Here is a 22,407-nt window from a genome sequence, read left to right on the forward strand (position 1 = left end):
GTGCGCCGCCCACTCAGGAGCCGGTGACCGCGGCCTCCTGCTTCAGTACCTGCTCGCGCGTGGCGGCGTACAGGTCAACGGCCTTGCTCATCGCCGGAACGTGCTCGCGCATGATCTGCTGGTAGAGCGGGGCCGTGGGGGCACGGTGGTCGGCCTGGAACTCACCGGCCACGGAGTACCAGGTGACCGGGACCGCGCCGGCCTGCACCAGCCGCTGGATGGAGTTCTGGTGGGTCTCGACCGTCAGGCTCGCGCTCGCGTCGACGACGACATGTGCCTCGTAGCCCGCGCGCAGTGCCCCGAGCACCGTCTGGAGCACACAGCCCTCGGTGGAGACACCACCGATGACCAGCTTGCGCCGTCCGGTCCTGCGCACGGCCTCGGCGAACGCCTCGTCACGGAAGCAGTCGAAGAAGCCCGGGCGCTCGATCACCGGCTCGTCGCCGATGACATCGAGCAGCTGCGGATAGAGCGGGCCGGAGGGCTTGGAGGGCAGGCCGTTGGTCACGACCAGCCCGCTCTGGAAGAGCTTGGCGGTCTTCGCCAGCCCTACCACGTTGTTGAGGTGCTCGGCCAGGTCGTGCGAGCGCAGCAGGTTCGCGAAACCGACCGCGTAGTCGACCAGGATGATCGTGGTGTTCTGCGGGGTGAGCGGCTCGGGTGCCATGACATGACCTTTCGGCGGACGGGGCTGTGCCCCGTCGACGACATCGACTACGGCCATCATAGTTACTATGTAATTCATAGCAACCCGTCAATCGGCCAGAAGCTACGATGGCCGCATGCGCAAAGCCGAGGAGCAGGCCGGGCCGACCGGACACGGCGAATCGTGCTCCGACTTCCACGCGGCCATCGAGCTGATCGGCCGACGCTGGAACGGGGTGATCCTCCAGCGCCTCTTCGACGGGCCGCACCGCTTCGGCGAACTGCGCGACCGGATCCCGCGCATCACCGACGCCATGCTCTCCCAGCGCCTCAAGGAGTTCGAGGCGGCCGGGATCGTTGAACGCATCGTGACCGTCGGACGCCCGGTGGAGATCCGCTACCAGCTCACCGACATCGGAACGCGCCTCGCCCCCGTCTTCGACGCGGTCGAGTCCTGGGGTGCGGCCTGGTCCGCCGGCCGGCCCGCGAACTGACCCGGAAGTCCGGCGACACCCGGCAGTCACCCCCCGAACGGGCCACCCGTCAGGCCGCGTTCTCGGCTCCGACCCGATTGATATCTTTTCCATAGCTCGCTATGGTTCTCATAGTTTCAGTGGTGGAGACACCGTTGCGACCGCACTGCCACCGCGCCTGAGCGACTGCGCGCAGAACCGCCCGATCGAGAGGGTGGAGCCGCAGCCCGCGCCCGCGCGGCGCAACTCACCTCGGCACCGGCAGGTGCCCATCCCGTGCGGCGGAAGCGCCAGGCCCAGTACTCGCCGCACACGCGTTCCCACGCCCGGGCCGGTTCTCGCGATCATTCCAAGGAGCCAGAGTCATGACTGCCGCCAACTCCTCCCCTTCTCCCTCCGACCGCCCTGTCGTACTGATCCACGGTTTCGGATCGAGTACGGAGGCGCTCTGGCGCAAGGCCGGGTGGATCGATGCCTTCGAGGCCGCCGGCCGCATGGTGATCGGTGTGGACCTGCCCGGCCACGGCACCGAGAAGAACAACGTCGAGCGCGATCCGGCCGATGTCCTGCTCGCACTGGCCGCCGAGCACGGCCCGATCGACGCCGTCGGATTCTCCGCCGGATCCTGGGCGGTGCTGACGGCCGCCGGCGAGCAGCCGGAGCTGTTCCACCGCATCGCCGTACTGGGCGCCGCGGACGTGGTCCTCACCCAGTCCCTGCACACCCGGGAGATGCAGGCCCCCATGATCGCGGCGATTCTGACGGCCGAGGCGCCCAAGGACAATCCCATGGCGTCCGTCATTCTCGGGCTGATCGCCGAGGCCGGGAACGACCCCGAGGCGGTGGCGGGTTACCTCAGGACCGACAAGCGCTTCTGCACACGCGAGTCCCTGGCCGCCATCACCTCCCCCACGCTCGTTGTCGAGGGCGTCGACGACATGGCAGGTTCCTCGGCCCTGGTGTCGCAGGCGATCCCCAACGGAGAACTGCTGTCCATCCCGGGCGCGGGCCACTTCGACATCCCTGCCCGCGAGCAGACCCGGGCCGCGGTGACGGCGTTCCTCAACCAGGGTGGCTGACCAGCGGAGTTCGCTCTGCTCACAGTTTCTGTTTCTCGCACTGCTTCCGACGTCGCGATGAGGTGCCACGGATATGAGTGACGAACCCGAAGTTCTGATCATCGGGGCGGGGCCTGTCGGCCTGAGCGGCGCCCTCGCTCTCGGCCGTGCCGGGATCAGGGTGCTCGTTCTGGAACGCCGGGATCAGTTCTCCCGCTATCCGAAAGCGAACGGTGTTCACGCCCGGACCATGGAACTCTTCCGGCAGTGGGGAGTGTCCCAGCCGATCTGGGAGCTGACGGCGGGCATGCCGTCGGGTGTCACTATCGCCTGGCGGACCCGGCTCAACGGATTCGAGTTCGGCTCGCTGTCCGTGGAGGAGTCGGCGGAGGAACTGCGGGGACTCGCGGAACACTCTCCCGAGCGGTTGTCGACCGCGGGTCAGCACATGTTCGAGCCGCTGCTGGCGACGGCCGCCGGCGAACTCGGCAATGTCACCGTCCGCCTCGGTTCAGAGGTGGTGGGTCTCGACATCGGCGAGGAGTCGGTGACCGCCCACTACACCGGCGCCGACGGCGAGAAGCGCTCCGTCACCGCGCAGTACGTCATCGGCGCCGACGGCATCCGCAGCATTGTCCGCCGTACCCTCGCCATCGGTGAACACGGACAGGAATCCCTCGGCACCGCCGTCAACGTCCAGTTCAGCGCCGACCTCGACCGCTACCTCGGCGACCGCGTCATCCCCGTGGTCTGGATCGCCAACAAAGACACCCAGGGCGCCTTCATCCGCGACAGTCCCACCCGCTGGCGCTACAACTTCGACATCCCACCCGGCGCCGACCCCGCCACCGCGACCCCCGAGCGCTGCGAACACGAAGTCCGTCAGGCCATCGGCGACAACATCCCGTTCCGGATCCACTACACCTGGACCTGGACACACGACCTGGCCGTCGCGGACACCTGGCGCTCAGGCCGGGCCTTCCTCGCCGGCGACTCCTGCCACCACTTCCCGCCCCACGGCGGATTCGGCCTCAACAGCGGCGTGCAGGACATCCACAACCTCGCCTGGAAACTCCTCGCACGCCTCCGGTGGAACGCGGGTGACAAGCTGCTCGACACCTACGAGACCGAACGCCTGCCCGTCGCCGAATCCAACGGCGAGTTGTGCATGAACAACACCCGCGCGATGGAGAAGACCGGCTTCCTCACCCAGGACAAGGCATTCCTCGCCGCCATCGAGGCAGACACCGAAGAGGGCACCCGGGTAAGGGAGTCCATCGCCGAGGGTGTCGTCGCCCAGCAGGACGTGCTCTCCAATCATGGCCGCCAGTTCGGCTTCCAGTACGACAGCGGCGCGGTGATCCCGGACGGCACCCCGATCGTCGAATCCGGCATCGCCGAGTACGTGCCCACCGCCCGCCCGGGTGCCCGGGCGCCGCATGCCTGGGTGTTCTCGCAGGGCAGCAGGATCTCCACGATCGACCTCCACGACGGCGGCTTCGTACTGCTCACCGGCCCGGACAACAGTGCGGCGTGGGCGACCGCCGCCACGCGGATTCAGCAGGAACGGGGAATCCCGCTCAAGAGCGTTGCCCTGGGGCGTGATCTGACCCCGGGGGACGAGACCGTCTCCGATCTCCTCGGCCGCTACGGGCTGGAGCCCACGGGCGCGCTGCTGATCCGGCCGGACGGTTTCGTCGGCCACCGCTCGGCCACCGCCCCGGAACGCGGGGAACACGGGGTGCTGCTGAACGCGCTCACCACAATCCTCGACCTCGGCGACCCGGCGTAGCGCACGGACCGCCGCGCCAGTCCGCCCCAAGTCCTGCGACCCGAGAAAGGACGAACCGGCCATGGGCACATCCGTCACGGATGTCCTGATCGTGGGTGCCGGGCCCACGGGACTCACCCTCGCCTGCGACCTGGCCCGGCGCGGTGTCGGCTGTCGGCTGGTGGAGCGAGGTGAGGGCGGGTTCCCAGGGTCCCGCGGCGCCGGCATCCAGCCGCGCAGCCGTGAGGTCTTCGAGGATCTCGGCATCCTGGACGCCGTCCACGAGGACGGCAGCACCTTCCCGACGATGATGCGCTGGGACGGCCCGGTCATGCTGGGCACCACCGAGGTCGTCCAGCGCAACCCGCCGACGCCCGACCGCCCCTACGGCGAGATCTGGATGCTCCCGCAATGGCGCACCGTCGACATCCTCCGGACCCGATTCAAGGAACTGGGCGGACATGTCGAGCACAGCAGGGAACTGACCCATTCAGCTCAGAATCCGGACCACGTCATCGCGCGCGTCCTACGGGCAGACGGTACGGATGAGGAGATCCGCGCCGCCTATCTGGTCGCCGCCGACGGAGGCCGCTCGACCGTACGGGAGTCCCTCGGCCTCCCCTTCGAGCGGACCGACCTCGCCGCCCCGCCCATGCTCATCGGCGATGCGGTGATCGACGGACTCGACCCCGGCTACTGGCACATCTGGCCGACGGCCCCCGGCGGGATGGTGACGCTCATCCCGGTCAGGGGCTCCGGCGCCTTCGCCATGGTGGTGCAGTACACCCGCCCCGGGGAGGAGCCCGACGCAGCCCGTGACGGCTCGACCGAAGCGCTGCAACAGCTGCTGCGGGGCCGTACGGGATGCGACATCACGGTTCGCGAGATCCTCTTCATCTCCACCCTGCGCACCCGGACCGCCGTGGCCGGCCGCTTCCGGACGGGCCGGGTCTTCCTCGCCGGCGACGCCGCGCACATCCACCCGCCCACCGGCGGGCAGGGCCTGAACACCGGCGTCCAGGACGCCTACAACCTCGGCTGGAAACTGGAAGAGGTACTGCACCGCAACGCCCCGCCGCAACTCCTCGACACCTACCACGCCGAACGGCAGCAGGTCGCCGCCGACCTGCTGCGGCGCTCCAGCGGCATTCTGAGCCGGGACCAGGAGGACTCCCGCACCGGCTGGACCCGCCGTGGCGACGACACCCTGCAACTCGACCTGACCTACCGGGGCGGCCCGCTCGCCATCGACCGCCGCCCCACTCCCGCCGACAACGCACTCCAGGCGGGCGACCGCGCACCCGACGCCCCCTGCACGGATGCCTCCGGCGCACCCGTACGCCTCTTCGACATCTTCCGGGGCCCCCACTTCACCCTCCTCGCCTTCGGCGACACACCCACCCCGCGCCTCACCGGCAGACAGGTCCGCACCCACCGCATCCACATCTCCCACACAGGCCCCAGCACCCTGCGCGACACGGACAGCCACGCCCGGACCGCATACGCCGACACGGGACTCTTCCTCATCCGGCCCGACGGCTACATCGCCCTCGCCACCCACGACCCGAACGACGTCACCGCCTACCTCTCCTGGCAGCACCTCACCGCCTCGGCCGCTGCCGACCACTGACACAAGGTGCGTCGCCAGTGCCTCCGACGCGCCAGCTCCCCCGCCGGAGTGAAGCGGGCGGGACACCATTCCCGGTCAAGTGCCCTGCCGTGATGAGCGCGGCTGTGACGCAACCGGGTTCCGGACTGCGACGCACGCTCCGCCCGCCCAGCACGCCGAGCGAGGCACACCCACTACCGCTCGCACCGTGTGCCCCCCGGTCGAGCCGGGACTGTTGATCAGCGCCGATGCGCCACCGGTCGATTCCGTCTGCCCTCGCCCCGTTATGAAAGGACTGCACATGCCCGCTTCGTCGCAGCACCTGCCGGACCGCTCTCTCTCCCGGCGCACACTGCTGGGGGCCTCCGCCGCGCTCGGCGCAGGGCTCGCACTTCCCCTCGCCGGCACCAGTCAGGCGGCCGGTGGCCGCACCTGGCCCACATCCCTCGCTCTGCCGAAGGGGTTCCGTCCGGAGGGGATCACCATCGGTCCACGGCCGTACGCGTACACCGGATCGCTGGCGAACGGCGATGTCCACCGTGTGTCACTGGCCTCCGGAACGGGCACGATCGTGAGCCGTGGACTGGGTGCGGGTCATCCGGCGGTGGGTCTCACCATCGACACGTACGACCGCCGCCTGTTCATCAGCGGCGGACCCAGCGGTGAACTGCGGGTCGTCGATCTGCGGAGCGGGGAGATCGAGCGCGTCCACCGGGTCGGCGGGGAGGGCGCGTTCGTCAACGACGTGGTCCTCATGTCCGACTCCGCCTGGTTCAGCGACTCGCTCAAACCGCAGCTCTACCGCCTTGCCCTCGGCCGCGACGGCACGCCCGGCGAGGTCAGCACCATCCCGCTGACCGGCGACTGGGTCAACGGGCCCTCCGTGATCGACCTCGGCATCATCGCCAACGGCATCGCCCGCACCCCGGACGGCACCGGTCTGCTGCTGATCAACCTCTCCGTCAAGGGCGGCGGGCTGATGCGGATCGATCCCCGTACCGGAGTGGCCCGCCGGGGAGACCTGGGGGTGGCGACCCCCCTCGCGGACGGGCTGCTGGTCATCGGTCGCACCCTGTACTGCGTGCTGCCCCACAAGAACGCGGTCGACGTCTTCCGGCTGGATTCCTCCGGCCTCCGGGCCCGCCATGTCACCCGGATCACCGACCCCCGTTTCCAGATGCCGCCGACCATCGCGCCCTGGGGCGACCGGCTCTATCTACCCAATGGCCGTTTCGATGTACCACCAACTCCGGACACCGAATACAACATGGTGGCCATTCCCCGACCCAGGCTCGGATCAGGGTCCTAGACAAAGCCCGTACGGCCGGACGCACTCTCCCAAAAAACCGGCTGATACGAACACAACAACCGCGCGAATTCAGTGGATTCACACGCATACCGCAGCGTGCACACCTTCACGCGCTCACACATCACTGCATCTGACCTGCAGATATCCCATCACAGTCGAGCGCGCAACGGGAATATTTCGCAGCGTCTGAGATATTCCCAGCAGAATCCCGGACAGGACAGACGGACTGAACATATTGATGACCGATGGAAAAGATGCCCCCTTTACAGGGACGATGAAAGGTCACATCATGACGGCCTTCTCCGCACCAACCACCGAAACCCCGGCGACCGAACTCCCCGAATATCCCATGCCCCGGGCCGCCGGCTGCCCCTTTGACCCGCCGCCCGCACTGCAGAAATTACAGGACCGCACCCGGATCGCCCGGGTCCGCATCTGGAACGGCGACACACCCTGGCTGATCACCCGGTACGAGGATCAGCGGACCCTGCTCGCCGACCCCCGTATCAGCTCGGACACGACCAAGCCCGGATTCCCTTATGAGTCCCCTGGTGTCGCACAGACCACGGTGCAGCCAGCGCCGGACGGGCTCCCCGGCACCGGGGAGCCCGGGGTCGAACCGGTCGCGTTCCTCGGTATGGACGACCCGGAGCACAGCCGGCAGCGCAGAATGGTGACCACCGCCTTCACCGTCAGGCGTACGAAGGCGATGCGGCCGGGAGTGCAGCAGATCGTCGACGACCTGATCGACGCTCTGCTCGACGGCCCCAACCCCGCCGACCTGGTCGAGACCTTCGCGCTCCCGGTCCCTTCCCTGGTGATCTGCAACCTGCTCGGCGTGCCGTACGAGGACCGTGACTTCTTCCAGGCACGCAGCGACCTGCTGCCCCGCCGCTCCACGACCGCGGAGCAGGCGGCGCAGGCCATGGCAGAGCTGAGCGAGTACCTCGGCCACCTGATCGAACAGAAGCGCACCGACCCTGCGGACGACGTGCTCTCCACCCTCGCCCAACAGATCACCGAAGGCGGGCTGACCCGGCGCCAGGCCGCGCACATGGCCGTGATGCTGCTCTTCGGCGGACACGAGACCACCGCGAACATGATCTCGCTCGGCGCCCTGGCACTGTTCCAGCACCCCGACCAGCTCGCGCGGGTGCGGGACAACAGCGACAACCCGCAGCTGATCGCCTCGGCGGTCGAGGAACTGCTGCGCTACTTGAGCATCCCGCAGTTGGGACGGCGGCGGGTGGCGCTGGCGGACATCGAGATCGGTGGCGTGACGATCAGGGCCGGGGAGAGCGTCATCATCGCCCACGACGTCGGCAACCGAGACCCTTCCGTCTTCGACGACCCCGACCGCCTCGACATCGAGCGCGACGCCCGTCGGCAGATCGCCTTCGGCTTCGGCGTCCACCAGTGCCTCGGCCAGCCGCTCGCCCGGCTCGAACTGGAGGTCGTCTTTGGCACCTTGTACCGCCGTATCCCCACCTTGCGGCTCGCCGCCCCGGTGGACCAGCTCTCCTTCAAGAACGACGGGATTGCGTACGGCATGCACGAACTGCCCGTCACCTGGTGAAACAGAGCCGAGGCTGGAGGACCCCATGAAGGTGACCATCGAACCCGGCAAATGCGTATCGGCCGGACTGTGCGTCCAGACAGCACCGGATGTCTTCGACCAGAGAGAGGACGACGGCGTGGTCATCCTGCTCACCGAACACCCTCCGGGCGATCTCAGCACAGACATCAAGGACGCCGTCCTGCTCTGCCCGGCCGGAGCCATCCAACTGGATACCTAGCCGAATCGGTCACCGTCTCTACCCGCACCCCACGGGGAGCTGACAGAGACCCCGGCATCCGCCAAGTACGACGGCCAGCAGTCCGGCAAAGCCACACCGCGGCCACTCCGCCCCTGTCTTCGACGAAAGCGGGCCGGCCGGAAGGAGACTCCTACCGTCATAGTCGATCAGCCCGCCTCACCTCCGGAAGTCAGCGCCAGCCGCCATGCGGAAGCTGATCCTTGCCCCGCTCACGCTGACCGCTGACCGAGCGCCTGCGGGCAGTGGGAGTTCTCTGGGACTTTTCTGGGACTTCCGGCTGCATCAACAGGCACGACCGTGAAACAGCCGAAAGGTCATTTGCGCAGGTCAGCAGCCCGGCCCCAACAAGCGCCGCAGTTCACGGGGCCGCCTGGTCTCTTCCGCGACATCTGAATCCTCCGCGGCATCCGAGGGCATCCGGAGAAGCAGAGGCACACCCATAAGGTCGTACGGCACCCCCGCCCCGGGGGTGCCGTACGACCGTGGCCGTGCGGGCGTCAGGTCAGCGTCGTTCGCGGACCTTCAGTACCTTCAGCGCCGGGGACGCGGTGATCTCCTTCTCGCAGAAGCGGGGCGTCACCCACTTCTCCTTCGAGAACAGCCGGGTCTGGTCGGCGGCGTGCGGGGAGCCCGGGTCGGAGGACTGGCCGTAGGTCAGCAGGGTCCGGGCCACCGGGCAGCCGGTGGAGTTCCAGCTCACCGCCTGGATGTAGCTGGAGCCGTGGTAGGTCTCCGGGTACGCGCCCAGGCCGGCGTCCCAATCGGACTCCATCATGTTCCAGATCCCGAGGGCGTCCGGACCACCGGACACCGGGATGCGGGAGCCCCCGCGCTCGACGTAGTGGTGCCTGCCCCAGGCGGCGTCCGGGGCGGTGCCCGTCTTCCGTAGCTCCTGGACCGTGTCGGCGAGCGCCCGCGCCACCCGGGGGTCGGCCGTGTTGAAGGTGTGCGGAGTGCGCACCGGGTCGGCGGCGGAGAACGGGACCTTCCAGAGGTCGCGCTCCGGCACGGTGTCGACGAGCCGGCTCCAGAAGCGTTCGAAGAGCAGCGCGCCCCGGCTGGCCGTGTCGACCGTCCGGTCCCAGCGCCGGAGCACGGGGCAGGCGGCGGAGACGTCGACCGTCGTGCCGTCCGTGGCCACGGCGCGTCCCCCGGGCAGTGCGGCGCAGGCCCGCGCCGCGTCGGCCGCGGCGAGGTCACCGGCCGGGACCCGGTTGGCGAACTGGAGCCGCTGTGCGTCCTCGACCTTGAGTCCGCCGCGCCGGGCCATCGCCGACAGGTCCTCGGCGCCGCCTCGGGTCCGCAGCGAACGGGCGGTGTCGATATCGCCGAAGACCCGCTCGTAGCCGGTCAGCGGCCGGTCCGGATGGGCCAGCCAGGGGCTGTCGTTGGAATTGGTCGCGTACGGGGCGTTCCGCAGCGTCGGCATCTTCTTCGGGCCGAAGATCCCCGGCTGGAAGGCGTCCGGGTCCTTGCCGAGGCCGCATTCGGCGCGGGAGGCGTCGAGCACCGCCAGTCCGGACCTCGGATAGAGCACCCGGCCCAGATCGGTGGAGCAGCGCTGGGCCAGACCGTTGGTGATCCGGGGCAGGACCTGCGACTGGGTGTAGAGGCTGCCGCCCCGGGAGTCGGCCGCGATCGTGTTCAGCCAGGGCAGACCCTGCGTGCGGGCCAGACCCTCCCGTACCCCGGCGACATCGCGGGCCTTGCCGAACGCCAGCGCGGTGTCCCAGATCCGGAGGTGGAAGGCGTTGGGGTCGCCCAGTGCGTACGCGTGCGCGGTGGTCCAGGGCAGTTGGAGGCCGCCCATGGCGGTGACGACCGGACCGTACGGGGTCCACCACTGGTCGCGGGTGACGGGGGCGCCGCCCTTGACCTCGACCGTGACGGTCCGCTTGGTCATCCGCCGTCGCTCGCCGTCCACCAGGTAGACCGTCGGGTCGGTCGGGTCGAGGGTGAGGCGGCGCAGCGCGACGGTCACACCGGTGGAGACGGTGTGGCTCCAGGCGACGCGGGAGTTGTAGCCGATGTTGATGGCCGGGGAGGCGAGCAGGGCGGCCCCCGCCACATTCAGCTCGCCCGGGATGGTCTGCTGGGACTGCCAGAAGCGGCGGGCGCCCTGCCAGGGGTAGTGCGGGTTGCCGAGGAGGAGTCCCCGGCCGTTGGCGGTGGTGGAGCCGTTGAAGGCCACCGCGTTCGAACCCATCTTCTTGACCCGGTCGAAGAGGGATTCGGCGGCGCGGGCGGCGGCGGCCGGTGGCTGCGCCGGGCGGGCGGCCGTGGACGTGGAGCGGGCCGGAGTCGGGGGCGCCGCGTCGATGACGCCGTCGGTGGCCTGCCCCGTGCCACCGGTGACGGTGAGCGAATGCCCCACGGTGGCGAGGTCGTTGACCGTGATGGGGCGCACCCATGCCTTGCCCCGGCAGGCCGGGTCCTTGATCTTGTTCTGGGCGAGCCAGGCGTTGTAACCGGCGACCCAGCCGTGCAGCATCGCCTTCGCGTCCTTGCCGGGGCCGACCGGGTACGGGGCGGCGAGCAGCTTCCTGGCCGTCCCGGCGTCCCGGACGCCGCGGAAGTAGAGGTCGCTGGAGAGGTTGTTCCGCGCCGATGAGAGGTCCTCGTCGCTCGGTCCGTCGGGGCCGAACCACCGTGAGCGTTCCGCGCGTACGGTCACGAATCCATTGGCGAGTATGCAGACCTGGTCGGCTGCCTGCGCCCAACCGGAGCCGAATCCCAGATTCGGGTAATTGTCCGCGGTGATATGCGGAATCCCGTACTCGGTGTAGCGAATGGTCGCGGAGTGGCCACCGGCTTTCAGCTCACCGCCGCGCTCACCTGTGCTCTTGTCCGCCGCAATGGCGGTGGGCTGTACGGCCACCACGGCGGACACCAGGGCGACCGCGGCGATGGAGAGTCGTCGAATCCTGCTTCGACCGGGCGGTCTCCCGCCGACGGGAACAGAAGTCTTCCGGACGAACAAAGGGGCTCCCAACTATAGCGGTGGGAAAGATATTTGCGCGCACCACTCACCGTGGCACGAATGACAATCCACCAGCTCACCAATTGTTTTGTCAAGTAATGAACCCGGCGCCCGGAACCTGCGTCCTCACCGTGGACCTCCATGATCCCGAACTCGGCTCCGAGGGGCGCCAATCGGCCGGTGCGACGGCGCCTCCGCGCCCCATGGAGAGCGCCCGGACGACGAGAACGCGCCAAAGAGGCGCCGGGACGGCCTCTCTCCGGGAAGTGGGGGCAGGCGGCGGACATCAGGGGGCGCACGTCCATTTTCGTTGTGCTCCCTCACGCCCCCCCTCGCGTCCACCTGTCGGGGGAATGAGGCAAATCGTCAGTGGCGCAGCGCACGTCTGTGGTGAAACTGGGTGGAACAGGCGCACAGAAGGTACGCAACGTACACATCTCTTAAGAGAGAACTGAGGAGCAGTCCATGACGACGGTTCTGTTGGTGCACGCGGTGTCTCTGTGGCGTGCCTCTTTGGCCTGCCTACTCAGTACGGATCAAGAACTTCATGTGCGGACCACCGATAAGGGCGGGGTGCGTGCCGCCATGGAGGAATATGCCTCGGACATTCTTGTCACCGACCTCGATTGTCCTGATTCCGTGGAAGTGCTCTCGTTGATGGAGTCCCTGCGGCGGCCCGCCACCGGAACCGGGACCGCCCTGGTGGTCCTCGCCCGCGGGGACCGCGCGGGCGATCTGCGGAGAGCGTCAGATGCCGGGGCCAGGGGGTACATAGACAAGTTCGGCCCGGTGGACAATCTCCGCGAAGTCGTACGTAAGGTCGCGGCCGGTGGCCGTCATATCGACGAGTCGCTGGCCTTCGGTCTGTTGCAGGCCACGGAGGTGCCACTCTCACCACGGGAGTTACGCGTGCTGGCGATGGCGGCGGAGGGCGAGTCGGTCTCCTCGATCGCGGGGGCGCTCCATCTGGCCAGCGGTACGGTGCGCAACTACCTGGCGGCGGCGATACGGAAGACGGGCGCCAGGAACCGGCTCGACGCCATCCGGCTCTCGCGGGAGTTCGGCTGGCTGTAGTGCTGTAGTGCGGCAGTGGGGCGCGGGGTGTACGGACACCGCCCGTCAGCCGTGGGGATCAGCCGTGGGGATCGGCCGTGGGGATCGGCCGCGACGGGCTCGGGCTCGGGCTCGGCGGGAGCGTCGGGGGCACGGCGGTGTCGCGAGGGGCTGGGGTGCCGGGGGCTCTGGGGGTGCGGGAAGGGGCTGGGGTCTCGGGGGTCCAGAGGCCGGTCAGATCGCGGTAGAGCGCGGACCCGGCCAGGAGTTCGGCCGGGGTCCCGCACACCGTCGTGGTGCCGTCCATCACCAGGACCCGCCGTGCGCGCGCCGCCGACGTCAGCCGGTGTGCGATGACCACCAGTGCCCCCGCGCGATCCGCGAGCGCCGACTCGGCCCGCGCTTCGGCCGCCGGGTCCAGCTCGCTGGTCGCCTCGTCCAGGACGAGGAGCGGTGCGGTGGTGAGACAGGCCCGCCCCAGGGCGACGAGTTGCCGCTCGCCCTGGGAGAGCCGGAGCGGATCGAACGGCGCGTCGAGCCCGCCGAGCCGGTCGACCAGGGGACCCAGACCGATCGCCTCCACTGCGGCGGCGATCTCCGGGTCACGGGCGTCGGGCCGCAGATAGCGCAGATTGTCGCGGAGCGTCCCGCTGAACACATAGGCCCGCTGGGGCAGGAGGGTGCGTACGGCGGTGGGTTCCAGCTCCCCGGCCGGCCGCCCCAGCCAGCGCACCTCGCCCCCGGTGGGGGGCACCACCCCGGCGAGCACGGCGGCCAGCGTGGACTTCCCGCTGCCGCTGGGGCCGACGACCGCCACATGGTCGCCGGGGCGCAGGGTGAGATCCAGCCGGTCCAGCACCGGCCGGGCGGACGGCCCGTACGCGAAGCTGACCGATCGCAGCTCGGCCGTCACCGGCGCCGGTGGCAGGGGCCGTCCGTGCGCGGGGTGCGCCTCGGGCGGCAGTGGCAGCGACACGGGCCGGGTGAACCGGTCGAGCACCACGACCAGCCGCCCCCCGGCCTGGCCGATGACGCTCAGGAATGCGTGCACGGCCGGGGCCAGGAACTGCGTCAGATAGGTGAAGGCGCCCAGCAGCGCGCCGGTGGTGAGCCCGTTCCGCATCAGCCAGTCCGCGCTGAACAGCAGCAGGAGCGGTGGCAGTCCGCCGCAAACGGCGAGCGCGAGGACGCGCGCGGCGGCCCAGCGGGCCAGCGAGCGGGCGGCGGCAGCCTGGTCCCCGGCGATCTTGTGGCCCTGTTCGACGGTGCGTTCCGCGGCGCCAGCCGCCGCGATGTCCCGCAGCGCGGACGCGGTCTGCCCGGCGTGGGCGGCGAACGCCTCGTCGGCGTCGAGATAGGCGCGCTGTCTGGCGGCCATCGGGATCAGCGTGGCGAGGAAGAGCCCCAGCCCGAGCAGGAGTGGCGGCAGTACGACCAGGAGCAGCAGGGGCGAGAGGGCCGCCATCCCGGCGACGGCTCCCGCCGAGGTGAACACGAACGCGCGCAGCGACATGACGAGTCCGCCCCACCCGTCGCGGGCGATCTCGCTCTGATGGGTGACCTGGGAGACCGAGCGGGTGGTGGCGGGCGTCGGGCCGGTCATCGCGCCGTCCATGGCCCGTGCCACCGCACGCCGTACCAGTCCGTCGCGCAGCGGCTCCACCAGATCGGCAAGTCCGCCGAAGACGCCCCGGGTGGCGAGGACGGCGGGGAGGGTGGCGACGGCGGCGACCCCCAGCCAGATCAGTCCGACGGTGGGCTCGGAGTCGAGGAACCCTGCGTCGAGCGAGCGGGCGACCGCGTAACCGCTGAGGAAGGTCTGGCCGAACTCCAGCAGGGACCAGCCGGTCATCCGGCGGATGACCCGGGTGCGGGCGCGCAGGAACGGCCGGGCCTCCCGTCCGACGCGGCGCAGTGCGCCGGTCTCGGTGTGGTCCACCGCGGCCGGATCACCTTGCCGGGCCGGTGGTGCGACGGCGGCCGGGGAGTGTCGGGGCGGGGCGTCGACCGCCGGATCGGGGGTCATCGGGCCCCCGGCCCCGACGCCGGCGATGAGGAGGGGGAAGGACAAGGGGATGCGGGCGGTACGGGGGCGGTGGCCGGGGTGGCGGCCGGGTCGAAGACCGCGCGGTACGCCGGCTCCGCCCAGAGGTCAGCGTGCCGGCCGACCGCCCGGACCGCGCCGTCCTCCAGCCACACCACGTGATCGGCGTCGGCCGCCGACGAGACGCGGTGGGCGACCACGATCCGGGTGCGGCTACCGGCCCGTCGGGCCAGGGCGCGCTGGACCTGGCGTTCGGTGACCGTGTCCAGACTGGAGGTGGCGTCGTCCAGGATGAGCACCCGGCCGGTGTGGGCGAACGCCCGGGCCAGCCCGAGCCGCTGGCACTCGCCGCCCGAGAGCGGGGCCAGCTCCAGCGGGGTGCGGTACCCCTGCGGCAGCAGCCCGATGAACCCGTCGGCCGACGCCGCGCGCGCCGCCGACCGCACCTCTTCGGACGACGGCAGGGTCGCGCCGAAGGCGATGGTGTCCTCGACCGTCCCCCCGAGCAGTGCCGGCCGGGCGAAGGCGTAGCCGACCTCGTCCCGGAGCCGGATCGGATCGACACCGTCCAGGGGTACGCCGTCGAGCGTGACGGTTCCCGCGTCGGGGTCGGTGAGCCGGCCCGCCACGGCCGCCAGCAGGGACTTCCCCGCACCCGACCGTCCGACGACGGCCATCGATGTGCCGCCGGGGACGGTGAGGCTGACCTCGCGCAGCAGCCGTTCCCCGTCCCGTACGACCTCCACGTCGCGGAGTTCCACCGTGCCCGGGCCGTCGGGCGGCAGCGTGAGGGAGCGGTGCGGCATGGCGGCGGGCGCCAGCAGCGGGTCGAGTCGGCGGGCGGCGGCCCGGCCGCGGGAGATCGCGCTCAGCGCTCCGGTGAGGGCGCCGAGTCCGACGGCGAGGACGGCGTAGCGGGAGACGGCGAGCAGTTCGCCCACGCTGATCGCGCCGGCCGCGAGCCGTACGCCCCCCACCGCCAGTACCAGGAAGGTCAGCAGGGGGAGCAGGACGGCGCTGCCGCCGACCGCCCGGCCGTGGACCTGCCAGGTGCGCCGGCCGTGGACGGCGAGCGCGGTGAGCGGTTCGAGGACGCGGGCGCGCTCCCGGGTGGCCGTGTGGGCGGCCCGTACGGTCGCGGCGCCGTCCAGCGTCTCGGTGAGCCGGGTGGCCACCAGGGCCTGTTCCCGCTGGTAGTCCGCGGCGGCGGCGGCCGTGCCGCGGACGAGCGCGGTCAGGAGGACGAGGAAGGCGGGGGTGCCCACGAGCAGCGCGACGGCGGTCCAGGCGTCGATGAGCAGGAGTCCGACGAATCCGCCGATGGGCAGGAGGACGGTGGCGCACGCGGTGGCGGCCGTGACGGGGACGGCGGCGGCCTCGGCGGCGTTGGCGGTGAGTCGGGTGGTGAGGTCGCCCGTGGCGACGGCGGTGCCGTGGCGCGGATCGGCCCGGACCACCCGGTCGAGGACGGTGGTGCGCAGCCGGGCGGTGACGGACGCGGTGGTGACCCCGCCGACGACGGCGACGGCCGCGTCCAGCAGGACTTCGGTGGCGGTCAGCGCGGCGCAGAGCAACAGCCCCCGCCAGGGCACCCGGCCCTCGGTGATGAGCTCGTCGATGGTGAGCCCGAGCGCGACGGGGAGGGCGAGCGCGGCCAGCGCGGCGCCCGCGGAACAGAGCAGTACGACGGCGAGTGACCCCCGACCGGCACCCAGGGTCCACCCGGAGGACGTCGTGGACGGCGGGGAGGGCTCCGCGGGCCGACTACGCGTCACGCTGGGTTTTCCTTCCGTCGTCCGGCCGGGGGCACCGGCCTCATGGGCCGGTCCCGGACCCTGAGGTCCGGGACCAGTCCGCACACCGAGGGGCGGCGGGGAGTGTGTCACTCACCGGTCGGTCCCTCGGTGTTGTGTCACGGAGTACAGATCAGCAGGCTGACCTGGCTGTAGCCGCAGAGGATGACGCTGACCTGACTGCCCGTGGCAGTCTCGCCGAAAGCTTCCTCTTCGGGGGTCTCAAGGGCCTGGAGGTCGAGAAGAGCCATGATGTATTCCTTCCTTGGGGACGGAACTGCCTAGTGGTGCGCGGCCCCTGGCTGGGGCCGGTCTGTGGGCCGCTGACGCGGCGAGAGGAACGGCAGGGACGCCTCAGTGGCGTCGAACGCGCTGCCGAGGGCGAGCAGACATCCGGCGGTGCCGGTGGCGAGATCCATGGACCTGCGCATCATCTGCTCTCCGGGCCAGGCCAGTCCGCCGTCGTACGGGAGGGCGAGCAGGCCGAGGAGGTCGGTGTGCCGGCGGATGGCGTGCCATCGCTCGGCGGGGTCTCCCAGCGGGGTGCGGGCCAGGTGGAGCGTGAGTCCGGCCACCCCCCGGAAGAGTCCGGGCTGGACGTAGAAGGCGGAGCGGAAGCCGATCGCCATCGCCTGTCGCGCGCGCTCGAACTCGTCGTCGTGGCGCTGTGCCAGGTATTCGTCGATGACCATCGCCAGTCCGGCGCTGCCCCCACCGAGGTACGGCAGGCTCCGCTTGCCGTCGCGGACGAAGAGGGCGTCCTCGGCGCCGGTCGTACAGCGGGCGAGGTCACGGCGGAGTGCGGCGGCGGCCAGATCGAGGAGTGCCGGGTCGCCGGTGGCCGTGTACCGCCGTACGAAGAGGAGGGCGAGGCCCGTGGCGCCGCGCAGCAGTCCGGTGCGGGGCGACGGGGCGTCGTTGACCAGGGAGCGGGCCGCCAGGGTGGTGCAGCGGTCGGCGGCCTCGGTGAGCGCGGTGGCCTCGGCGCCGGTGGCGGTACGGGCCAGATCGTGCAGGGCGAGGGCGATTCCGGCGTGCCCGCCGTGCAGGTCGGGGGTGAGCCCGTCGAGGGGCTGCTGCACGATCACCTGGGCGACCTCGGCGGCCTGCGCGGGGTGGCCGATGTGCCGCAGGGTCCAGGCGATGCCGGCGAGGCCGTCGTAGAAGCCGAGTGCGGTGCCGGGGGCGGGCTTCTTGGCCCGGGCGAGCAGCCATTCGACGGCCGGGGGGCAGGCGGGCGCACCGGTCTCGTGCAGGGCGTAGAGGACTCCGGCCGTGCCGTAGCCGAAGGACTGGCCTCCGGCCGGGGAGGCGAACTGGGCGATATCGCCCGGGAAACAGCGGTCCTCGCGGTCGGGGGTGCAGGAGGCGAGGATGGCGCGGGCCATGGAGTCCCGACTGAGCGGCCACTCCCCCGGCTCGGGGATCCCGGTCGTGACCGGTTCCGGCACGGATGGCGGCCGGGTGTCGGGGGTGAAGGCGACGGAGGTGCCGAAGGCGGCGGCGGGGGCCGGTGCGCCGGGGGACGGTATGGCGGGGGCCGGTATGGCGGGGGCCGGTATGGCGGGGGCCGGTATGGCGGGGGCCGGTGCGCCGGGGGTCCGGGGGGCGGCTTCCGGCTGCGCCGCGTTCCGGAGGATCTCCGTCACGGCGGGGCGGAGTTCGTCCTCCGTCACCGGGAAGTTGCGGGTGATGTCCCGGGCCAGCCGGACCACCTTGTCCCGGTCGACCGCGAGGAGCATGGTCAGCGGGAGCAGCAGCGCCAGCCGCAGACAGGCGAGCGCATAGTGGTCGATATCGAGACCGCGCCGGTCGGGCGGGGCGACGAAGGAGGGGTTGGCGACGATCTGGCGGGCGTTGTCCGCCACCGGGGAGGCGGCCTCGAAGTCCAGGAGGACGACCCGGGACTGGTCGTCGGAGACCATCACATTGCCCATGTGCAGATCGCTGATGACCACCCCGCGTCCGTGCACCGCGAGCACGGCGGACTCGACCTTCGCGTACATCGTCCGGGCCCACTCGGCGTGTTCGGCGAGCTGCTCGGCGGTCGGTGCCGAGGTGACCAGCGGGAATCGCCGGGCGAATGCGGTGTTGAGCGTGGTTCCCGGAATGTACTCCAGCGCCAGGAATCGGTGCTCGCCGATGTCGAAGGTGTCCCGCACACGGGGTACGCAGTCGAGTCCGGAGAGCTGCTCCAGCGCGGTCCGCTCGCGTTCCAGCCGGGCGACGGCGTCGGCGCCGTCGGCGGCCAGACCGGCGTACGGCCGGGCCTCCTTGAGCACCACCGTCTCCCCGTCACGGGTGTCGCGGGCCTTGTAGACACCGCCGCCGTTGGAGAAGTGCAGGGCGCCCTGGACCTCGTACGGCATGTCTCCCATGCCGACGGCCGCGCGGGCCTCCAGATACGGGCGGAGGAAGGCGGGCGGGTCGACCCACGGCGGGATGCTGAGCGAGGGGCCGCGCGGATCGGGTACCAGCGTGCCATCGGGGTCCGCGATGGCGGGCACCAACTGGCCGCCGGGGCTGAGGCAGAACCGCTGGGCGAAGGCCCCGTACCGGACGTGCACCGGCCCGTCGCCGCAGCGCAGATCACTGAGGATGTACGGTCCGTGCTCCCCGTCGAGCAGCTCGATCAGTTCCGTGGTGACCTCGGGGAACTGTTCGTCGGAATGCGGGTACACGGTGATGAACTTGCCGCTGCCGGCCCGGTCCGCGTACTTGGCGTTGCGCAGGTGCAACTGGGTGGGGCCGGGGATGAACTTCAGGGGCAGCCGGCGCGACAGACAGTGGTCGACCACCCGGCGCAGGACGGACTCCGCGTTGTCGAGGCCGGCGGAGATATGGATCTTCCAGCCCTGGGCCGGCAACCGCAGTCCGCCCGGGGTGAAGGAGAGCCAGTCGGCACGCCGTGAACTCTCCCAGCCTTCGGGAGCGCCGAGTCGGGCCGGCTCATAGAGCGCCTCCGCCACCGCGGCGGTCGCGCCGACGGCTCGATGCGGGGTGTCGTAGAAGTCTCGGTCCGCTTGGCAGTACGCGGCGTACTCAGGGTTCACCCGCACTCCTTCGCTGGGACGTTCGGTTGCGGCGAGTCCGAACGTTCCACATCGCCAAGGGGCGGGACAGTCGTTGTTGTCACCACTCGTGCGTGTGGGCCGGTGTGCTAATCGCATGGATGACGCATGGGGCCGTACCGCACTCCACCGTGCGGGAATCACGCACGGCGGCCGTTCTGCCAGGCCGGGGGCGGGGCGGCGCGGGACAGCCCTTGACGATTGTTCAGCCGGATCACGGTGACCGGGGTGGCGCGGGGCTCGTGGCACCCCGGAAGACTCGGTGCGGGGGCTTCCGGTTGCGCGTGTACGGCACACCGTCCATCGGAGGTTTCGATCGGAGGTTCACCCGGTGTCGATCGGAGGTTCACCCGGGCGTCGACCCGCCGCCCTGGAGCCGTTCCAGATCGCCGGGCCGGACCTGGATCACCCGCAGCGCGATCAGCGCCGCCACCGCCGTGAAGATCGCCGCCATCACGAACGCCGCCGAGATCCCCGAGGCGAGCACCTGTTCGCTCCAGGGCGGCGGGAGTTCCCCGGTCCGCTGGAAGACCAGCCGCTGCGCGGGCGTCGCCGTCGACAGGAACTCCGGAACCAGCGACTCGGCCTTGTGCCGGCCCGCCGTACCGAAGACCGTGACCAGGATGGAGAGTCCGAGCGAACCGCCCACCTGCTGCATCGCGTTGAGCAGCCCGGACGCCGCGCCCGAATCCTCCCGCCGGACCCCGGAGAGCGCCATCAGCGTCAGGGAGACGAACTGCATACCCATGCCCAGACTGAAGACCAGCATCGGCCCCAGGATGCTGCCGAGGTACGTCGAGTGGATATCGGTCAGCGTCAGCCAGGCGAGACCGGCCGCCGCCAGCAGCGCGCCGGTCACCATGAACGGCTTCGGCCCGTATCTCGGCAGGAGTTGCGAGGTCACCCCGGCGCCCACCGCGATCACCGCGCTCACCGGCAGAAAGGCGAGACCGGCCTGGAGCGGGCTGAAGCCGAGGACGTCCTGGACGAAGAGGGTGAGGAAGAAGAACATGCCGAAGATCGCGGCGGCGAGGCACAGCATGATCCCGTACGTCCCCGCACGGTTACGGTCGGCGAACATCCGCAGCGGTGTGATGGGCTGTCGGGAGCGCCGCTCGACCTGGACGAAGGTGAGCAGCAGCACCACGGCGACGGCGAACGAGCCGAGCGTGAGGGGATCGCGCCAGCCCTCCTGGGCGGCGCGGATGAATCCGTAGACCAGGGCGACCATGCCGAGGGTCGAGGTCAGCGCGCCCGCGATGTCGAAGTGTCCGGGGTGGCGTTCGGACTCCGCGATCCAGCGCGGGGCGGCCAGCAGGATCAGCACGGCGATCGGCACATTGACGAAGAACACCCAGCGCCAGTCGAGCCACTCCACCAGGATGCCGCCGGCGAGGAGTCCGATCGCGCCACCACCGGCGGAGACGGCGGCGAAGACGCCGAACGCCCGGTTGCGCGCCGGGCCCTCGGCGAAGGTGGTGGTGATCAGCGCGAGCGCGGTCGGGGAGGCGATGGCGCCGCCGACGCCCTGGAGGGCACGGGCGGCGAGGAGTTCACCGGAACTCTGCGAGAGACCGCCGAGCAGGGACGCCACGGCGAAGAGCGCGACACCGGTCATGAACACCTTGCGGCGGCCCAGGATGTCGCCGATGCGGCCGCCGAGCAGCAGCAGTCCGCCGAAGGTCAGGGTGTAGGCGTTGACGACCCACGACAGGCTGGTGGTGGAGAAGTCCAGGGCGGTCTGGATGTGCGGGAGCGCGATGTTCACGATGGTGACGTCGAGGACGACCATCAGCTGACAGGACGCGATGACGAAGAGCGCCATGCGGTGTCCCCCGACGCCGCCCGTCGCTGGGGTGGTGGCCAGGGTGGTATCGCTTACTGGTCGCGGGGTCGTCATGGCGGTTCGTGCCCTCGGGGGAGGGCGTGCTCCGGTGGACGGCGATGTCCACCTCCTCGACCGTAAACCCGGCCGGAGCGGCCCACCACTCGACCACCCGGCCACCACGCCGCGCGACCCCACGGACCCGCCCCCCTGTCGCACCGGCCGACCCGCCACCGCACCGGCCGGCCGGTGCGGCCACGCGACCGGTCCGCGCCCCGACCGCTCGGGACCCGGCCCGGCACCCTCGTCGGCCTTCCGCTCGACGCTCCGGACCCGGACCGGCGCCCCTGGTCGGCCTTCCGCTCGACCGCACCGGCCGGCCACCGTGCCGGACCCGGCCCGCCACCACCCCGGGCCCGCCACCGCACCGTCCTGCCGCTCGACCGCACCGACCCCGCCACCCGACCGCAGCAGTCCGCCACCGGGAGCGGCGGTCGTTCACGGCAGGACGGCCGTGCCGTCCAACTCCACCAGTGCCTGCTCGTCCCAGAGCCGTACGGCGCCGATGACCGCCATCGCCGGGTAGTCGCGGCCCGCGAGTCGGCGCCAGATCCGGCCGAGTTCGGGCGCGTGGGCGCGGTAGTCGGCGACATCGGTTGCGTACACGGTGATCCGCGCGAGGTCCTGCGGGGCACCGCCCGCCGCCGCGAGGGCGGTGAGGAGGTTCGCGAGCGCCGTCTCGAACTGCTCGGGAAGGGTGTCGCCCACGATCCGGCCACGCATGTCGAGCGCGGTCTGCCCGGCGAGGAAGACCAGCCGGGAGCCGGTGGCCGTGACGGCGTGCGAGAAGCCGGAGGGGGGCGCGAGTTCGGCGGGGTTGTGCCGTTCCAGGCTCATACGGGGCGCTCCTGTGGCTCGTCGGTGTCCCGGCTGCTCCAACTCTGTCGCGTGTGGCGGGC

16 protein-coding genes and 1 pseudogene are annotated in these 22,407 nt (G+C 70.8%); 8 read left to right on the forward strand and 9 right to left on the reverse strand.

Going from position 1 to position 22,407, the window contains the following annotated elements; genetic code table 11:
• Positions 1–13: 13 nt before the first annotated feature.
• The gene (locus ACH4S7_RS22465; RefSeq protein WP_398523008.1) at positions 14–667 is read right to left on the reverse strand and encodes an isochorismatase family protein; all 654 of its coding nucleotides are present in this window, start codon (positions 665–667) and stop codon (positions 14–16) included.
• A gap of 115 nt (positions 668–782) precedes the next feature.
• Here ACH4S7_RS22465 and ACH4S7_RS22470 point away from each other — a divergent pair, with 115 nt between their 5' ends.
• From ACH4S7_RS22470 to ACH4S7_RS22500, 7 genes are all read left to right on the forward strand, one after another.
• Positions 783–1,139, forward strand: a complete 357-nt coding sequence (locus ACH4S7_RS22470) for a winged helix-turn-helix transcriptional regulator (protein WP_398523009.1) — start codon at positions 783–785, stop codon at positions 1,137–1,139.
• Between the two features lie 344 nt (positions 1,140–1,483).
• Positions 1,484–2,197 (forward strand): alpha/beta fold hydrolase, encoded by a 714-nt coding sequence (locus ACH4S7_RS22475; protein WP_398523010.1) that lies wholly within the window; start codon positions 1,484–1,486, stop codon positions 2,195–2,197.
• A gap of 73 nt (positions 2,198–2,270) precedes the next feature.
• Positions 2,271–3,968, forward strand: coding sequence for an FAD-dependent monooxygenase (locus tag ACH4S7_RS22480; RefSeq protein ID WP_398523011.1), 1,698 nt, complete (start codon positions 2,271–2,273; stop codon positions 3,966–3,968).
• Between the two features lie 61 nt (positions 3,969–4,029).
• A complete protein-coding gene (locus ACH4S7_RS22485) occupies positions 4,030–5,577 on the forward strand; it encodes an FAD-dependent monooxygenase (protein ID WP_398523012.1) in 1,548 nt (515 codons plus the stop codon).
• A gap of 280 nt (positions 5,578–5,857) precedes the next feature.
• Positions 5,858–6,865, forward strand: coding sequence for an SMP-30/gluconolactonase/LRE family protein (locus ACH4S7_RS22490; RefSeq protein WP_398523013.1), 1,008 nt, complete (start codon positions 5,858–5,860; stop codon positions 6,863–6,865).
• 289 nt (positions 6,866–7,154) lie between these two features.
• Positions 7,155–8,441 (forward strand): cytochrome P450, encoded by a 1,287-nt coding sequence (locus tag ACH4S7_RS22495; RefSeq protein ID WP_398523014.1) that lies wholly within the window; start codon positions 7,155–7,157, stop codon positions 8,439–8,441.
• Positions 8,442–8,466: 25 nt separating this feature from the next.
• Positions 8,467–8,661, forward strand: coding sequence for a ferredoxin (locus tag ACH4S7_RS22500; RefSeq protein ID WP_398523015.1), 195 nt, complete (start codon positions 8,467–8,469; stop codon positions 8,659–8,661).
• Between the two features lie 523 nt (positions 8,662–9,184).
• Here the strand turns inward: ACH4S7_RS22500 and ACH4S7_RS22505 are convergent.
• Both ACH4S7_RS22505 and ACH4S7_RS22510 read right to left on the reverse strand, forming a co-directional pair.
• On the reverse strand, positions 9,185–11,572 hold the full coding sequence (locus ACH4S7_RS22505; protein ID WP_398523016.1) for a penicillin acylase family protein: 2,388 nt from the start codon (positions 11,570–11,572) through the stop codon (positions 9,185–9,187).
• A gap of 102 nt (positions 11,573–11,674) precedes the next feature.
• A pseudogene (locus tag ACH4S7_RS22510) lies at positions 11,675–11,758 on the reverse strand (DUF1360 domain-containing protein); the annotation flags it as partial.
• A 369-nt stretch (positions 11,759–12,127) separates the two neighbouring features.
• Here ACH4S7_RS22510 and ACH4S7_RS22515 point away from each other — a divergent pair.
• Positions 12,128–12,736: a LuxR C-terminal-related transcriptional regulator gene (locus tag ACH4S7_RS22515; RefSeq protein ID WP_398523017.1), complete on the forward strand. Its 609-nt coding sequence runs from the start codon at positions 12,128–12,130 to the stop codon at positions 12,734–12,736.
• 58 nt (positions 12,737–12,794) lie between these two features.
• Here ACH4S7_RS22515 and ACH4S7_RS22520 read toward each other — a convergent pair whose 3' ends face one another.
• From ACH4S7_RS22520 to ACH4S7_RS22545, 6 genes are all read right to left on the reverse strand, one after another.
• The gene (locus ACH4S7_RS22520) at positions 12,795–14,741 is read right to left on the reverse strand and encodes an ATP-binding cassette domain-containing protein (RefSeq protein WP_398523018.1); all 1,947 of its coding nucleotides are present in this window, start codon (positions 14,739–14,741) and stop codon (positions 12,795–12,797) included.
• On the reverse strand, positions 14,738–16,534 hold the full coding sequence (locus ACH4S7_RS22525; RefSeq protein ID WP_398523019.1) for an ABC transporter ATP-binding protein: 1,797 nt from the start codon (positions 16,532–16,534) through the stop codon (positions 14,738–14,740). Before ACH4S7_RS22525 ends, ACH4S7_RS22520 begins: the two co-directional genes overlap by 4 nt.
• A gap of 137 nt (positions 16,535–16,671) precedes the next feature.
• Positions 16,672–16,803 (reverse strand): SapB/AmfS family lanthipeptide, encoded by a 132-nt coding sequence (locus ACH4S7_RS22530; protein ID WP_398523020.1) that lies wholly within the window; start codon positions 16,801–16,803, stop codon positions 16,672–16,674.
• A 30-nt stretch (positions 16,804–16,833) separates the two neighbouring features.
• Positions 16,834–19,605, reverse strand: coding sequence for a class III lanthionine synthetase LanKC (gene lanKC / locus ACH4S7_RS22535; protein ID WP_398523021.1), 2,772 nt, complete (start codon positions 19,603–19,605; stop codon positions 16,834–16,836).
• A 364-nt stretch (positions 19,606–19,969) separates the two neighbouring features.
• Complete coding sequence (locus ACH4S7_RS22540) at positions 19,970–21,448, reverse strand: MFS transporter (protein ID WP_398523022.1); 1,479 nt, start codon at positions 21,446–21,448, stop codon at positions 19,970–19,972.
• 498 nt (positions 21,449–21,946) lie between these two features.
• Positions 21,947–22,345: a RidA family protein gene (locus ACH4S7_RS22545; protein WP_398523184.1), complete on the reverse strand. Its 399-nt coding sequence runs from the start codon at positions 22,343–22,345 to the stop codon at positions 21,947–21,949.
• Positions 22,346–22,407 lie beyond the last annotated feature (62 nt).

Origin of the sequence: Streptomyces sp. NPDC020965, from assembly GCF_044333555.1 — a bacterium.
Classification (GTDB): Bacteria; Actinomycetota; Actinomycetes; order Streptomycetales; family Streptomycetaceae; genus Streptomyces.